Origin of the sequence: Ancylomarina sp. 16SWW S1-10-2 (assembly GCF_009669305.1) — a bacterium.
GTDB lineage: Bacteria > Bacteroidota > Bacteroidia > Bacteroidales > Marinifilaceae > Ancylomarina.
The window spans coordinates 164,642-181,064 of record NZ_SADB01000002.1 but is presented as its reverse complement, the minus strand read 5'-3'; the positions used below and the strand labels follow the sequence as shown (position 1 = coordinate 181,064).

Annotated in this window: 10 protein-coding genes; 5 read left to right on the top strand and 5 right to left on the bottom strand. The window is 35.0% G+C overall.

Annotated features, from left to right (window positions below; genetic code table 11):
- Positions 1–58: 58 nt before the first annotated feature.
- The 3 genes from EMN46_RS02730 to bcp all read right to left on the bottom strand — a co-directional run bounded on the left by EMN46_RS02730 (position 59) and on the right by bcp (position 3,870).
- Positions 59–2,167: a S9 family peptidase gene (locus EMN46_RS02730; RefSeq protein ID WP_154199144.1), complete on the bottom strand. Its 2,109-nt coding sequence runs from the start codon at positions 2,165–2,167 to the stop codon at positions 59–61.
- A 188-nt stretch (positions 2,168–2,355) separates the two neighbouring features.
- Entirely contained in the window at positions 2,356–3,378 is a 1,023-nt protein-coding gene (gene recA, locus EMN46_RS02725; RefSeq protein WP_154199143.1) for a recombinase RecA, read from the bottom strand.
- Positions 3,379–3,399: 21 nt separating this feature from the next.
- On the bottom strand, positions 3,400–3,870 hold the full coding sequence (bcp, locus tag EMN46_RS02720; protein WP_154199142.1) for a thioredoxin-dependent thiol peroxidase: 471 nt from the start codon (positions 3,868–3,870) through the stop codon (positions 3,400–3,402).
- A gap of 341 nt (positions 3,871–4,211) precedes the next feature.
- Between bcp and gcvP the strand changes: the two genes are divergently transcribed.
- Entirely contained in the window at positions 4,212–7,103 is a 2,892-nt protein-coding gene (gene gcvP, locus EMN46_RS02715; RefSeq protein WP_154199141.1) for an aminomethyl-transferring glycine dehydrogenase, read from the top strand.
- 122 nt (positions 7,104–7,225) lie between these two features.
- Here gcvP and EMN46_RS02710 read toward each other — a convergent pair whose 3' ends face one another.
- Positions 7,226–8,524: a fibrobacter succinogenes major paralogous domain-containing protein gene (locus EMN46_RS02710; protein ID WP_154199140.1), complete on the bottom strand. Its 1,299-nt coding sequence runs from the start codon at positions 8,522–8,524 to the stop codon at positions 7,226–7,228.
- Positions 8,525–9,180: 656 nt separating this feature from the next.
- On the opposite strand from EMN46_RS02710, the gene EMN46_RS02705 reads away from it, so the two are divergent.
- The 4 genes from EMN46_RS02705 to pnp all read left to right on the top strand — a co-directional run bounded on the left by EMN46_RS02705 (position 9,181) and on the right by pnp (position 13,992).
- Positions 9,181–9,420: a hypothetical protein gene (locus tag EMN46_RS02705; protein ID WP_154199139.1), complete on the top strand. Its 240-nt coding sequence runs from the start codon at positions 9,181–9,183 to the stop codon at positions 9,418–9,420.
- A 317-nt stretch (positions 9,421–9,737) separates the two neighbouring features.
- Positions 9,738–11,192 (top strand): OmpA family protein, encoded by a 1,455-nt coding sequence (locus EMN46_RS02700; RefSeq protein ID WP_154199138.1) that lies wholly within the window; start codon positions 9,738–9,740, stop codon positions 11,190–11,192.
- A 233-nt stretch (positions 11,193–11,425) separates the two neighbouring features.
- Positions 11,426–11,761, top strand: coding sequence for a 30S ribosomal protein S15 (gene rpsO, locus EMN46_RS02695; RefSeq protein WP_255447665.1), 336 nt, complete (start codon positions 11,426–11,428; stop codon positions 11,759–11,761).
- Positions 11,762–11,865: 104 nt separating this feature from the next.
- Complete coding sequence (gene pnp, locus EMN46_RS02690; RefSeq protein ID WP_229130245.1) at positions 11,866–13,992, top strand: polyribonucleotide nucleotidyltransferase; 2,127 nt, start codon at positions 11,866–11,868, stop codon at positions 13,990–13,992.
- Between the two features lie 482 nt (positions 13,993–14,474).
- Here the strand turns inward: pnp and EMN46_RS02685 are convergent, their stop codons facing one another.
- Complete coding sequence (locus tag EMN46_RS02685; RefSeq protein ID WP_154199136.1) at positions 14,475–16,415, bottom strand: ABC-F family ATP-binding cassette domain-containing protein; 1,941 nt, start codon at positions 16,413–16,415, stop codon at positions 14,475–14,477.
- Between the last annotated feature and the right edge of the window lie 8 nt (positions 16,416–16,423).

The window sequence follows — 16,423 nt, the reverse complement described above, 5'->3', positions numbered from 1 at the left end:
TTGTGTCGAATCACAAAACTTACAACAAGCTAATTTAACATCTCGCTTTATTTCAATATTATTTTTTTACCCACTTATCTAACCAACTGGCAAATTCTCGTTGCCATAAAATTCCATTTTGAACACCAAGTACCCAATGATTTTCTTCTGGAAAGTAAAGATATTTAGCAGGAATACCTCTCAAACGCGCAGCATTAAAAGCTTGCATTCCTTGTGAAGCAACAATACGATAATCTTTCTCGCCATGAACAACCATGATTGGTGTATCCCACTTATCAACAAATTTGTGAGGAGAGTTAGCATAAGAACGTTGAGCAATCTTATTATTCTTGTCCCAGAATGAACCACCAAGATCCCAATTTACAAACCACATTTCTTCAGTTTCTAAATATTGAGCTTCTAAGTTAAACATACCATCGTGAGCAATAAATGCTTTAAAACGTTTTTGGTGATGTCCTGCCAACCAGTATACGGAGAAACCACCATAAGATGCACCTACGCAACCCAAACGATCTTCATCCACATATTTTTCTTCTTTTACATTATCAATAGCAGAAAGGTAATCTTTCATATTTTGCCCGCCATAATCGCCAGAAATTTGCTCACACCATTCTTTACCAAAACCTGGTAAACCTCTACGGTTAGGCGCTACAATTACATAGTCGTTTGAAGCCATCATTTGGAAATTCCAACGGTAACTCCAAAACTGAGAAACAGTTCCTTGAGGTCCACCTTGACAATAAAGTATAGCAGGATATTTCTTGTTCTTATCAAAATGAGGAGGTTTAATTATCCATACCAACATTTGCTTACCATCAGTCGTTTCTACCCATTTCTTTTCAACTGTACCCATACTCAACTGATCGAGGATGTGCTTATTTATGAATGAAATTTCACTAGCATCACCTGTTTTAGCATCAACGCTATATAATTCAGCAGGCTTACTCATAGACACACGCTTAGCAATCAACTTATCGCCAACAGGATGTATCGATTGGTAATTGTGAACCCCTTCAGTAATTTTATTGATCTTGCCATCTGCCATATCCATACGGTATATTTCGTCAGTAGCATGCCAATCGGAAATAAAGTAGATCGATTTACTATCCTTAGTCCATGTTAAATGCTCCGCATTTTGATCGAAACCTTTAGTCATGTATTTTTTATCACCAGTCTTCAAATCCATCACAAATAAACGAATTTGATCTGCCTCATAGCCTTCACGCTCCATGCTTTCCCAAGCCATATATTTTCCATCAGGCGAAAAAGACAAGTTATTATCGTAACCCATCATACCTTTGGTTACATTCTTAGTTTCTCCACTTTCTAAATTGTAAAAATAGATATCAGTATTCGTTGAGAGAGCGTAATCAACACCATATTTCTTACGAGAAGAATAAGCAATATTCTCACCATCAACGGTCCAGCTTACTTGTTCTATTCCACCCCAAGGTCGAACAGGAGCTTCCCATTTTTCACCTTCCATAATATCTTTACCAGCTTTCAACATAGTTCCTTTGTTGAAATCGGCAACAAAAATATGAGTATAAGCCTCTACCCAATGATCCCAATGACGATAAAATTCGTCACCAATAACACGAGCATTAGCCTTGTCTAAATCAGGATGTTTATCCTGTACATTTTTTTCAAGTTTTACCTCTTTCGAGAATAAAATTTTTGTCTCGTCTGGCGAAAATTTAAAATCATTAATTCCACCATCAATATCAGTCAACTGCTTACGACCTGTACCATCCGCATTCATTTCCCACACTTGAACCGATCCACTTTCAGCATAAAGGAATGCTATATGACCATCTTTTGTCCAACGCTCGCCCCATTCTTTAGCCTTAGTATTGGTAATTTGGTTCGCCTCACCACCAGCTACAGGAAGTGTGTAAAGGTCTCTATATGATTTATCTTCTTCCTTATTAAAATAAGTCACACCATAAAGAACAGTCTTTCCATCAGGTGAAACACTTTCTCCACCCATACGTCCAAACGACCACAAAACTTCTGGAGTCATACGATCTGATGCCAATTTTGTTTCAGGTGTACGATAAGATTGATTATCTGCTTCGCTTTTATCATCAGCAGTAGTAGTCGCATTCTGACATGAGGACATACCTGTGATTAAAGCCAAACCAATTAATAAATGTTTATTCTTCATTATTAATGTTGTTAGTTAGTGAATTGTAAATTGCCTCGTAAAATTAGAATAAAAAATACGATTAAATTAATTTGTCTCATTATTTTGATTTAAAATCAAAACATAAATCAATAAAAAAAGGTTCTCAATTTAAATTGAGAACCTTTATATCTTAATAAAGACAATGCTTTATAAATGCTTGCTTATTATTATTTTTCCTTAGGAGCATGCATCGCTTCAATAATTTTAGCTTCTAACTCTTCAGCTAACTCTACATTATCGGCAATTAAACGCTTAACAGCCTCACGACCTTGACCAAGCTTAACTTCACCATAAGAAAACCATGAACCACTTTTCTTGATCACATTGAAATCAACACCAAGATCAACAATTTCGCCAGTTTTAGAAACGCCTTTACCATACATGATATCGAATTCAGCCTTACGGAATGGAGGTGCAACCTTATTTTTCACGACTTTAACACGTGTATGATTACCTAGAACCTCATCACCATCTTTAATTTGACCAATACGACGAATATCTAAACGAACCGAAGCGTAAAATTTAAGTGCATTACCACCAGTAGTTGTTTCAGGATTTCCGAACATAACACCAATTTTTTCACGTAATTGGTTAATAAACATACAAGTTGTTTTCGTCTTACTAATATTACCAGTAAGCTTACGAAGAGCCTGAGACATTAAACGAGCTTGTAAACCCATTTTAGATTCACCCATTTCACCTTCAATCTCAGCTTTAGGAGTCAAAGCAGCTACCGAGTCAATAACAACTAAGTCAACAGCAGATGAACGAATTAATTGATCAGCAATCTCAAGGGCTTGCTCACCATTATCTGGTTGAGAAATTAATAGATTCTCAATATCTACACCTAAATTTTCAGCATAAAAACGATCAAAAGCGTGTTCTGCATCGATAAAAGCAGCAATACCACCAGCTTTTTGTACTTCAGCCATAGCATGAATTGCAAGCGTTGTTTTACCAGACGATTCAGGACCATAAATTTCAATAACACGTCCCTTAGGATAACCACCTACACCCAAAGCTATATTCAACGAAAGTGAACCTGACGAAATAGCTGGCAAATCGACAACAACCTCGTCTCCCATTCTCATGATAGCACCTTTTCCGTAGGTTTTATCAATTTTATCCATGGTTAACTGGAGTGCTTTCAGTTTTTCTTTATTAATATCTGCAATATCTTTCGTTGCCATATTTATATATATTATTAATTTTTAAAATTGAATATTCAGTTCTGTCAAAATTTGATTGGTATGATCTTTCGTTTTTACTTTCCTAAAGACTTTTTCAATCACACCTTCCTCAGAGATTATAAATGTTGAGCGCAAAACCCCATCGTAAACTTTACCATAGAGTTTTTTCTCTCCCCAAGCGCCATAGGCCTGAAGTATTTTCTTTTCAGTATCCGCAATCAAATTAAAAGCCAAGTTATATTTGGCAATAAATTTCTGATGTTTTCCAGGCTCATCGGGACTCACCCCCACAATCTCAAAACCATGTTTGGTTAATTCATCGTAATTTTCATTCAAATTACACGATTCAGCCGTACATCCTGGCGTATTGTCTTTAGGGTAAAAATAAAGTATCAATCGTTTTCCTTTAAAATCAGACAATTTCAAAATCTTACCATCTTGATTTATACCAGAAAAGTCAGGCGCTTTATCACCTTCTTTAAATTCTATCATTTTGAAAGTTTGAATTACAAATATACCACTTTAAATAGATTAGTCTTTACAAATTGAAAACAAGAAACCTAAAATACCAACTCTTTTATACAAGTTAATCTGATTCCCTTTTGATTCTGTAAGAATAAAAATATCATGAAGATAAAAAAATCATTAGAAATCATCAAATAATCAGCAACAAAATTACATTAAACCACTTATTTTCAGACAAAAAGAATAACGAAAAACAGAATAGTTATTTCTCCAAATGCAATCGATGTAATCCTAAATCTTTTGCTACATTTACGCTTGCAAATTAAGGTAAACATTTTTTTACACAAACACTAAAATCATACAAGGATATGGCAACTGAAAAGTTTGTTTCCCGTCACATTGGACCTCGCAACAGCGATATTAAAACAATGTTGGAAACTGTTGGTACATCATCATTAGATGCCCTAATCGAAGAAACAATTCCTTCTAACATTCGTATAACTCAGCCTTTAAGTCTTCCTGAAGCTTTAACTGAGAATGAGTATTTATCGAAAATTAAAGGTATTGCTGCTAAAAATAAATTATTCAGAACATTTATTGGTCAAGGTTATTATGACACAATTACGCCTGCTGTTATTCTTCGAAACGTACTCGAAAATCCAGGATGGTACACACCATACACACCATACCAAGCTGAAGTTTCTCAAGGTAGATTAGAAGCACTTTTGAACTTTCAGACAGCTATTTTAGATCTAACTAAAATGGAATTAACCAATAGCTCTCTTCTTGATGAAGCAACAGCTGCTGGTGAGTCTATGCATATGATGCATAGTTTACGTTCAAGAGCAAAGAAAAAGGCTCAAGCCAATACACTTTTTGTTGACAAGAATATTTTCACTCAAACGCTTGATGTACTTGTTACTCGTTCAAAACCACTAGGCATTGAATTAGTTATTGGAGATTACAAAACGTTTGAATTTACTGATGCCGTATTCGGAGCTATTATTCAATATCCTGCCGCTAATGGTAGTATTGAAGATTACACTGAATTTGTAGAAAAAGCACATGGCGTTGAAGCATTAGTTACTGTTGCTGCCGACCTTATGAGTTTAGCATTACTAACTGCTCCTGGTGAGTGGGGTGCTGATATTGCAGTTGGTTCTACACAACGATTTGGTATTCCAATGGGATACGGCGGACCTCATGCAGCCTACATGGCTTGTCGTGAAGCTTACAAACGTTCAATTCCCGGACGTATTATTGGTGTAACTAAGGATGCACAAGGCAACAGAGCAGTTCGTTTAGCTCTTCAAACTCGCGAACAACATATTAAACGTGAAAAAGCAACTTCAAACATTTGTACAGCTCAGGCTCTTTTAGCTACAATGGCTGGCTTTTATGCTACTTATCACGGTCAAGAAGGTATTAAACGTATTGCCACACATATTCACTCTGCTGCTGGTTTCCTTTCAGAAGGATTAAAAGCATTAGGTTACACTCAAAACATCGAGAATTTTTTCGATACTTTAGAGATTGTACTTCCTACTGGTGTTTCAATGGAAGCAATTCGTACTGCAGCCCTTGAAAAAGAGTTCAACTTCCGTTATATTAACGATACAACAATTGGTATTTCTACCGATGAAAAAATTAGCGATGCAGAATTAAATAGCATCCTAAATATTTTCGCAAAAGCCGCTGGCAAAGCTGAAGTTGCTGAAACAGCAATGGAAGAAAAGTTATATTTCGATAAGAAATTGGCTCGTACAAGCGCATACCTAACATTAGATGTCTTTAACCGTTATCATTCTGAAACAGCAATGATGCGTTACATCAAAAACCTTGAGAAAAAAGATATCGGACTAAACACCTCGATGATCTCTTTAGGTTCTTGCACCATGAAATTGAATGCTGCTGCAGAAATGCTACCTCTTAGTTGGCCTGAATTTGGTGGTCTTCACCCTTTTATTCCAACTAATCAAGCTAAAGGTTATACTCAAATCATAACTGAACTTGAACAATGGTTATCTACAATTACAGGTTTTTCAGGATGTACTCTTCAGCCAAACTCAGGTGCAGCTGGTGAATACACAGGCTTATTAGTTATTCGTGAATACCATATTTCACGTGGCGATAGTCATCGAAATGTTGTATTGATTCCAGCTTCGGCTCACGGTACAAACCCTGCTTCAGTTTCTATGGCAGGCATGCAAGTTGTTGTTGTAAAATGCAACGAAAAAGGAAATGTTGATTTCGAAGACTTTAAAGCTAAAGTTGAAAAATATAAGGATAATTTATGTGCTTACATGATCACTTACCCATCAACACATGGTGTATTTGAAACAGGTATTAAAGAAATGATGAACTTGATTCACGAAAACGGTGGACAAGTTTATATGGATGGTGCAAACATGAATGCTCAAGTTGGCCTAACAAATCCAGGTACAATTGGCGCTGACGTTTGTCACTTAAACCTACATAAAACATTTGCTATTCCTCATGGTGGAGGAGGTCCTGGAGTTGGTCCTATTTGTGTAGCTAAACACTTGGTTCAATTCTTACCTACACACAAAGTTGTGAAAACGGGTGGTGAAAATGGAATTACAGCTGTTTCTGCTGCTCCTTACGGATCGGCTTCTGTTTTACCTATTACTTACGGCTACATCGCCATGTTGGGTACTGATGGATTAGAACAAGTAACTAAAATGGCTATCTTAAATGCCAACTATCTTGCTTCTTCATTCGAAAAACTTGGTTTCAAAATTCTTTACAAAGGAGATAAAGGTCGTGTAGGTCACGAAATGATTTTTGACTGTAGAGAGTTTAATAAAACTGTTGGTATTACCGATGGGGATATTGCTAAGCGTTTAATGGATTACGGATTTCACGCACCAACGCTTTCTTTCCCAGTTCATGGAACACTTATGGTAGAACCTACTGAAAGTGAGCCACTAGAAGAACTTGATCGTTTTGTTGAAGCATTGGCAAGAATCAATGGCGAGATGAAAGAGATTGAAGATGGTGTAGCTGATGCTCAAGACAACGTTCTTAAGCACGCACCACACACACATATGGTATTAACTGCCGATGAGTGGAATCATTCATATTCTCGTAAGAAAGCTGCTTATCCATTAGATTGGGTTGCTGAAAACAAATTTTGGCCAGCAGTATCGCGTGTTGACGATGCTCATGGAGACAGAAACTTAATGTGTAGTTGTGCTCCTATTGAAGAATATATTGATGAACACGTTGAGGTAAAATAAATTCGGACTCAATGCAATTAGCTAGTCCTAGCTAAAACCATTTATTCAAGACTAGACAATATTCAAATACAAAAGAGGCTGTCAACAAACATTGACAGCCTCTTTAATTATATTTTAAAATATTAATTTTTAATACATCGCACTGAACTTGCCATATCTTTCTTTTGAGCAGATCTAGTTATCTTGTCATTAAAGAAAATTAAACCTCGTGAATATGCATTTTTAGAATCTAATTCTGTTGACGACCAAACTCTTGTTTCGATTTCAAGGGAGGCATAATTTCCTTTAGAACCTCTTATTCCAGCAGGTAAAAAATTCAACCCATATTTATTTAGACCATTACCGCCACTTTTCCAACCATCTTCAGATTTCAATGCTGCTCCTGAGCCTGTACCTCTCTCACCTGTCAAATCTAATTCGCTATCTGTCATACCAATAGCTTTCTCAAGAATTTTCCATTCAAGATCAGAAGGAACATGCCATCCCGCAGGGCAAGCCTCCTCAATAGTTTCCCAAGAGTATAAACGTCCATATTTTTCAACATTAGATTCATCTTTACCATAAGGATATGATTTTTTCTTTGTTTCATAAGCTAGGTTCTCAGCCATCCATATTTGACTTTCAACTTTTACAATTCTATATTGTTTATTATCTCTTGGATCAATTAATTCAAATTTTGTAAGAATATATTGATTGTCACCAACAATAGCGACACTATTGTATGGGTGTGAATATATTTTTATCGTATCAAAAGCTGTTTTAAACAACCTAGCTTCTTTTCTAGGAACACTCGCAAGTAAACTTGCACTTCCTTTCCTAGAAAGGACAAAAAACTCACCATCAGCATCGTATCGAGATAATACATAAATGTAAGGAACTTCAATTATCTTATCTTGAGCAAATCTTGCCATATCTGTAGTACAGTTAGAGGCTTTCACTTTCATATCAGATAAATCGTCTGATAACTTTAACATGACTTGCATCAACTGTTCAATTTTTCTATTGAGAGAGTCTATTTTCTGAGTATCATCATCAATACTCATTTGACTACTAATTTGTTTTTTAAACTTCTCTATAACTGAATCGATATTAAGAATTCGTTCGCTATACTCTGCCTGAGTCTCAAACTCATCTTTCTTTTTATAATCCGAAATCTTTTTTTCTACAATTCCTTCATAAGATTTATCCAATCCAGATAATTGCAAGACCAATTCGTTTTTCTCAACATTTAATTTGTGAACATTTTGTTCTAAAGATTTTATTTTAAAATTCTGCTTAGTTATTTCTCCTCTAACTGAAATAAGTTTATCAGATGCTTTTTTATGGTTTTTCACAAAATCAGCTACAGTATAATACTCCTGTGAAAGAACAAGTCCTTGTAAAGAAAAACAAAACAGGATTAAAAGTAATAAATGTTTCATAATTAAATTTTATAGAATAAGATTTACGACATGAGGTAATGTTATGCTTCCTTTAATAAGTTTAAATATATTTACCCATAAAAAGGGACACAAGTTATTAAACTTTACAATATCAAAGTAGTTCTTGCACCAATCCAATTACCAAAATAACATGCAAATATATTAAAAATTGAACAATAACTATACATAAAACATCACTTAAGATAAATTGGACTCATTCTAAGCAGTTTCTTTATCAATACAAACCAAGGAGTTAAACCACCAACTTAATAAATCAAGCATCTAATCTACCAAAGTAACGAGTCATTAAACATCCAGAAGAACTTACTGTATTGGTCTTTTACATCAAGCGTCTCGCTCATTCACAACTGGCATATATATAAAACATAAACTAACATTGATTGCATGATTAATGTGCCAACCATAATGTACCTATGTATACTTATCAGTATTTATCATAACAAATAAATCCTAGGTTGGATGCAACATTTAATGCAGAATAGTTATCAGCTAATAACATCTACATCTCTCCTATTTCTTTAAGTTTTAGAATTTTTGTTGAGTTCTCAAGAAACTCTTCCTCCCATTAAGATACTTTGAGTTATTTTTAAGCACTTGCTAAGATTAAAGAAGAAATCAAGAAAATTAAAGATGGTGTGGCTGATGCTCAAGACAACGTTCTTAATCACGCACCTCACACGCATATGGTATTAACTGCTGATGAGTGGAATCATTCATATTCTCGTAAGAAAGCTGCTTATCCATTGGATTGGGTTGCTGAAAACAAATTTTGGCCAGCAGTATCGCGTGTTGACGATGCTCATGGAGACAGAAACTTGATGTGTAGCTGTGCTCCTATTGAAGAATATATTGATGAACATGTTGAGGTAAAATAAATTTATCTCACATATAATAATGCAAAAAAAGATGCTCAAATGAGCATCTTTTTTTTTTAGTATTAAATTAAAGGACCTCCAAGTCTTATATTCAGTAGCAAGTCAAAAAAAACTATACAATTTTGGATATTATGTAATTTCAATCAGGTAAAGAAACTAAGAATATAAATTTGGTTATATCAATAAGTATATTTAATTTTATATATAATACGATTACTAATAAGACAATAATATCATAGGAACCACACAGTTACAACCAATGATATATAAATACTATTTTTCTAAAATAAAATTAATTAAAATTAAAAAAAACAATTATGAAAATTAAATGTATTTTACTTCTAACTGTTATACTAGGTATAGCATTTACCAGTAGCGCACAAACCAAAGATAAAAAATGGGGCCTAGGGCTTAATTTTGGTTCAGAACAATATAAAGGAGAGTTGGGAAATGGACTCTATGATTTCGATCAGGCATTTAATGGCTTTGGAGGTATAACAGTATCCAGATACTTGACACCTCATTTGGATTTATCATTACAAACTACTTTTGGTGAATTAACACACAGAGACAATAGTGGAGCTGATTATAATTTCAAATACAATATGTTTCAATTTAATTTGAACTTAAAGTATAGTTTCTTTAAATATGAAACAGCAAAATTGAGACCTTTTGTTTTTGCAGGTATAGGTCATATGATTTTTACAGATAAAAAATCGGATAACGACATAAACAACACGGAATTACCAGACTTTGGTTTAGGTCTAACATTTAAAGTTTCACCTACAGTAAACATTGTTCTTCAAGAAACATTTATTTATAGTGATTCCGATTTCTTAGATAACACAACTAAAGTTCGTAAAAATCACAACGACTGGTTAGCACAACACACTATCGGTGTCGTATTCAACTTAGGTAAAAAGAAAGATTCAGACAACGATGGTATTCCAAATAGAAAAGATAAATGTCCAGAGATTGCTGGTTTAGAACTTTTCGGTGGTTGCCCCGACACTGACGGTGATGGCATTGCTGATTCAGAAGATGAATGTCCTAACGAAAAAGGGTTAGCCATATTTAATGGTTGTCCTGATACGGATACTGATGGTATTCCTGATAAAGATGACGAATGCCCTAATGTAAAAGGAACTGCAGCTTTTAACGGATGTCCTGATACTGATGGAGACGGTATTGCCGATAAAAATGATGAATGTCCTAGTGTAAAAGGGTTAAAAGAATTTAATGGTTGTCCTGACACAGATGGAGATGGTGTTGCTGACAAAGATGACCAATGTCCTGATGTAGCTGGAACTCTTAATGGTTGTCCTGACACAGACGGTGATGGTATAGCTGACAAAGATGATAAATGTCCTGATGTAGCCGGAATTGCTGCAAATAAAGGCTGTCCTGAAATTAAAGTTTCAGAAATTAAAGCTTTAGAAAAGGCTATCGAAGGTGTAAAATTCAAAACAAGTCAAGCAATTATTACAAGTCCTTCATATCCAATACTAAATAATGTCGTATCAATTCTTAAAGCAAATCAAGCTTACAAGTTAAGAATCGAAGGTCATAGTGACTCACAAGGTGATGATACCTTAAACTTACTATTATCAGAAAAACGTGCTAGAGCAGTAAAAACTTACTTCGAAAATAGCGGGATAGAATCTAATAGATTATCATCAACTGGGTATGGAGAAGAAAGACCAATTGCAGATAACTCAACTGCTGCTGGTAGAGCAAAAAATAGAAGAGTAGAATTAACAATCGAATTCTAGTTTTGAATTTTACTTGGTAATAGAAGCTCGATGTGTGTTTATGCACATCTTGAAAACTATTTCTATAAACCTTTTAAAATCGACTAATTTCGATTACAAAACAAATCCTATAATATTAGAAGCCTCGAAACACAATTTCGGGGCTTCTTTTTTATTAAAATTGAACTTAATTTTCCTCTTTACTACGGTCTACAAGTAACACAAGGAAAACAACAAAGTAAGCCTATTGATATATGAAAATAAATACTTACTTTTGCCAAATTAATAGTTCAAACAAAACAAATTTAATTTTAAGTACTATGTATTTATCAGCAGAAAAAAAACAAGAGCTTTTCGAACAATACGGAAAGTCTAATAAAGACACTGGGGCTGCAGAATCTCAGATCGCTTTATTTTCTTACCGTATTGCTCACTTAACAGAGCACCTTAAAAGAAATAGAAAAGATTACAGTACCCAACGTGCGCTGCAATTACTAGTAGGTAAAAGAAGAAGCCTATTGGATTACTTAAAAGCAAAAGATATTGAAAGATACCGTGCTATTATTAAGGCATTAAACATGCGTAAGTAATATCTATAATATTAGCAATCCTAAGCAATTAGGATTGCTTTTTTTATTTTAGTACGGCAACATTTCGCCTTATCCAAATACAAGTTTGAATAAAACTACAAATGATGAATGTAATCGAAAAAACAATTGAATTAGGTGATGGAAGGTCCATCACAATTGAAACAGGTAAATTAGCAAAACAAGCTGATGGAGCTGTTGTAGTAAAAATGGGTAAGACCATGTTGTTAGCTACTGTAGTATCAGCCCCAAATGCAAAAAGTGATGTAGACTTCTTGCCTTTGTCTGTTGACTACAAAGAAAAATATGCAGCACTAGGTCGTTTCCCTGGTGGATTTATGAAAAGAGAAGGTCGTCCTTCTGACTATGAAATTTTAGTTTGTCGTCTTGTGGATCGTGCCCTACGTCCATTATTCCCATCAAATTATCACGCTGATACTTTCGTATCAATTAGCTTGATATCTGTTGATGCAAACGACATGCCTGATGCTCTTGCTGGTCTTGCAGCTTCTGCAGCTATTGCAGTATCTGACATTCCATTCTTGGAACCAATTTCTGAGGTTCGTGTGGCTAGAGTCGAAGGTGAATTCGTAATTAATCCAAATCGTGAGCAATTAAATGCTGCCGACTTGGAGATTATGGTTGCTGCTACCATGGATAATATCATGATGGTAGAAGGTGAGATGAAAGAAGTTTCAGAAGCAGAAATGCTTGAAGCTATCAAAGTGGCTCACGAAGCAATTAAAAAACAATGTCAACTTCAGGTTGAATTAGCTGAAGCAGTTGGCAGCACTAAAAAAAGAGAATATTGTCACGAAGAAACTGATGAAGAACTTAAGCAGTTAATCATTGACAAAACATATGCTAAAGTATTAGCAGTTGCAAGACTTCAAAACCCTAACAAACACGAACGTTCAGCTTCATTTGCAGCTGTAAAAGACGAATTTGTTGCTGAATACTCAGAAGGTAAAGAAGCTTCAGAAGTTAACATGAGCTTAATTGGACGCTACTACCACGATGTGGAAAAAGATGCTGTTCGCGAAATGGTTCTTGAAGATAGAGTTCGTTTAGATGGTCGTAAGACTGACGAAATTCGTCCTATCTGGTCTGAGATTGATTACCTTCCAGGAGCTCACGGTTCTGCCATTTTTACTCGTGGTGAAACTCAATCTTTAACTACAGTAACATTAGGTACTAAGTTAGATGAGAAGATGGTTGATGATGTTCTTTTCCGTGGAAAAGAAAAATTCTCTCTTCACTATAACTTTCCTCCTTTCTGTACTGGTGAGGCTCGTCCTTCTAGAGGAATTTCTCGTCGTGAGATTGGTCATGGTAACCTAGCGCATCGTGCACTTAAAAATATGCTTCCTGACGAATGTCCATATACTGTTCGTGTTGTTTCTGATATTTTAGAATCAAACGGTTCATCTTCTATGGCTACTGTTTGTGCAGGTACATTAGCACTTATGGATTCAGGTCTTCAAATGAAGAAACCAGTATCAGGTATCGCAATGGGATTAATTTCTACTGAAGGTGCTAAAAAATATGCGATTCTTTCGGATATTTTAGGTGATGAAGATCACTTGGGTGATATGGACTTTAAAGTAACAGGTACTAGAGATGGTATTACTGCTACTCAAATGGATATTAAAGTTGACGGACTTCCTTATGAAGTATTAGAGCAAGCCTTAATGCAAGCTCATGCTGGTCGTCTTCATATTTTAGATAAAATTGCAGAAACTATCGCTGAACCTCGTGTTGATCTTAAAGATCACGCTCCAAGAATTGTATCTCTTGTTATTCCTAAGGAAATGATTGGTGCAGTAATAGGACCCGGTGGAAAAATTATTCAAGAAATTCAAGAAACTTCAGGTGCGGTTATCGTTATCGAAGAAGTTGACGGAAAAGGTCACGTTGATATTTCAGCTAGTGATAAAGAAGCAATTGATATTGCATTAGGTCGTATCAAAGGTATCACTGCAGTTCCTGAAGTTGGAACTATTTACAAAGGAAAAGTAAAATCGATTGTTGCCTTTGGTGCTTTCGTTGAAGTTCTTCCTGGAAAAGATGGTTTACTTCACATTTCTGAAATTGAACACCGTAGACTAAATACAGTTGACGAAGTGTTGAAAGAAGGAGATATCGTTGAAGTTAAATTAATTGGTATCGATCCTAAAACAGGTAAATTAAAACTTTCTAGAAAAGCTTTATTACCAAAACCAGAAAGAAACTAGAACTAAACTCTAGTCTATTATACAGAAAAGCCCGATTTAACATCGGGCTTTTTTTATATCTTATTTTTTTAAATTCTATGAATTGATTTTACCTATTCCCCATAATGACATTCCCATTTAGTTATCGGGATTTCAGAATAAACAGATTAAAATTACTTGTGAATTATGGAAATTTTGTAATTCTGTGAATCATTTTTCTACTGTGAAACGTTTCTTAACCTATTCTCCATAATGACATTCACGTATAACTATCTGGATTTTCAGAAACAATATTTTATGAATTTTGGATTTTTAAAAGCTCATTAAAGACATTTCCTCTAAAATAAATATGTGAATTATGGAAATTTTGTAATTCTGTGAATATTATCTCTTGCTCCAATACTATTTTTTAGGCTCTCAATAAATATTCCTGCATGGATTAATCATACCCTGACACTTACAGCTTTTTTATAGTCAGAGCATGATAGTGCTTAAACTAAAAACTACTCCCCTTTTTCAAGGATTAAAGTTTCCAGCTCTTCATTCTTGTTTTCCCAATTAGTCATCTCATTTTCAAGATTCTTTTTCGCCTCATCATAGGTTTTAAAAGTATCCTGATCTTGATTTTTGGGATCTGTTAAAAGAGCTTCGATTTCTTCAATTTTCTCTTCATATTTAGCAATCATCTCTTCACTTTTAGACACAGCTCTTTCTAGCTTAGAGATTTGCTTACTCATTTCCTTACGTTCAAGGTAGTTCAACTTATTCTCAGATAAAACGACATCTTCTTTCGTTTCATCTGCAACTTGTTTTTTTCTATCAAGCTCGCGCATATTAGCCATCTTCTTATTCTGAAGAAAGCCATAAATACCACCCAAATGCTCTTTGATACCTTTATTGGTAAATTCATAAACCTTAGACGATAAACCATCAAGGAATTCTCTATCGTGAGAAACGACAATAACCGTTCCATCGAAATTAAGTAATGCCTCTTTCAACACATCCTTCGATTTCATGTCGAGATGATTGGTTGGCTCATCGAGAACAAGTAAGTTAACTGGTTCAAGCAACAGACGAATCATGGCTAAACGTGAACGTTCTCCACCTGACAATACTTTTACCTTTTTGTCAATATCCTCTCCACCAAACATGAATCCACCAAGAATATCACGAATTTTAGTTCTTACATCGCCTACAGCAACATCATCAATGGTATCGAAAACAGTTTTTTCCTCATCGAGCAACATGGCCTGATTTTGAGCAAAATAACCAATTTTCACATTATGACCGAGTTTACATACACCAGTATAATCGATCTCACCCATCAACACTTTCACTAGAGTCGATTTTCCTTCACCATTTTTACCAACAAAAGCTAGCTTTTCGCCACGTTCAATTATAAATTCAAGATTCTCTAAAACCAAATGATCACCATAGGCTTTACTCAAACCTTTTACCTGACAAACTAAATCGCCAGAACGAGGAGCTGGTGGGAATTTTAGGCTTAGTTTAGAATTATCAACCTGATCAATCTCAATACGATCAACTTTTTCTAATTGTTTTACTCGTGATTGAACCTGTACAGATTTAGTTGCTTTATATCTAAAACGCTCAATAAAATCCTCTGTTTCTTTAATCATTTTTTGCTGATTAACGTAGGCTTTCATTTGTTGCTCACGTCGTTCGGCATGCAACTGCACATATTCGGTATATGAAACTTTATAATCGTATATTTTTCCAACAGAAATTTCAACAGTTCTATTGGTAATATTATCAAGGAATGCTCTATCGTGAGAAACTAAAACAACAGCTCCAGCGTAGGTTTTCAAGAAATCTTCTAACCATTGAATCGATTCAATATCGAGGTGGTTAGTTGGTTCATCGAGAAGAAAAACATTGGGCCGTCGCAAAAGAATTTTCACTAACTCAATACGCATACGCCACCCACCACTAAACTCATTGGTTTGACGTGTAAAATCGCTGCGCATAAAACCAAGACCTAGAAGCGTTCTTTCTGCTTCAGCTTGAACATTACCGCCTCCCATCATATGAAATCTATCGCTTTTTTCAGTCAAACGATTAATCAATTCCATATAAGATTCAGATTCGTAGTCGGTACGTTCTGCAATCTCCGTATTAATACGAGCAATCTCTTCTTCCAACTGAATAACCTCTTTAAAGGCTGTTAAAGCTTCATCTATAACAGTTCGTCCATCTTCATGAGTCATCTGCTGAGGTAGATAACCAATCTTAATCTCATTGGGAATATTTATGGTTCCTTTAGTCGCTTCTTGCTTACCAGCAAAAATTTTCAAGAGTGTCGATTTTCCTGCACCATTTTTTCCTACTAAACCAATACGGTCGCGTGAATTAACGATAAAAGTAACGTCTTTAAATAATGTAAAGCCACCAAATTCTACTATGAGGTTATTAATTGATATCATGGACAACG

Excerpts from the sequence above, each read along its gene's own strand:
- EMN46_RS02730 (WP_154199144.1), bottom strand. The coding sequence starts at position 2,167 with ATGAAGAATAAACATTTATTAATTGGTTTGGCTTTAATCACAGGTATG.
- recA (WP_154199143.1), bottom strand. The coding sequence starts at position 3,378 with ATGGCAACGAAAGATATTGCAGATATTAATAAAGAAAAACTGAAAGCA.
- bcp (WP_154199142.1), bottom strand. The coding sequence starts at position 3,870 with ATGATAGAATTTAAAGAAGGTGATAAAGCGCCTGACTTTTCTGGTATA.
- gcvP (WP_154199141.1), top strand. The coding sequence starts at position 4,212 with ATGGCAACTGAAAAGTTTGTTTCCCGTCACATTGGACCTCGCAACAGC.
- EMN46_RS02710 (WP_154199140.1), bottom strand. The coding sequence starts at position 8,524 with ATGAAACATTTATTACTTTTAATCCTGTTTTGTTTTTCTTTACAAGGA.
- EMN46_RS02700 (WP_154199138.1), top strand. The coding sequence starts at position 9,738 with ATGAAAATTAAATGTATTTTACTTCTAACTGTTATACTAGGTATAGCA.
- rpsO (WP_255447665.1), top strand. The coding sequence starts at position 11,426 with ATGAAAATAAATACTTACTTTTGCCAAATTAATAGTTCAAACAAAACA.
- pnp (WP_229130245.1), top strand. The coding sequence starts at position 11,866 with ATGAATGTAATCGAAAAAACAATTGAATTAGGTGATGGAAGGTCCATC.
- EMN46_RS02685 (WP_154199136.1), bottom strand. The coding sequence starts at position 16,415 with ATGATATCAATTAATAACCTCATAGTAGAATTTGGTGGCTTTACATTA.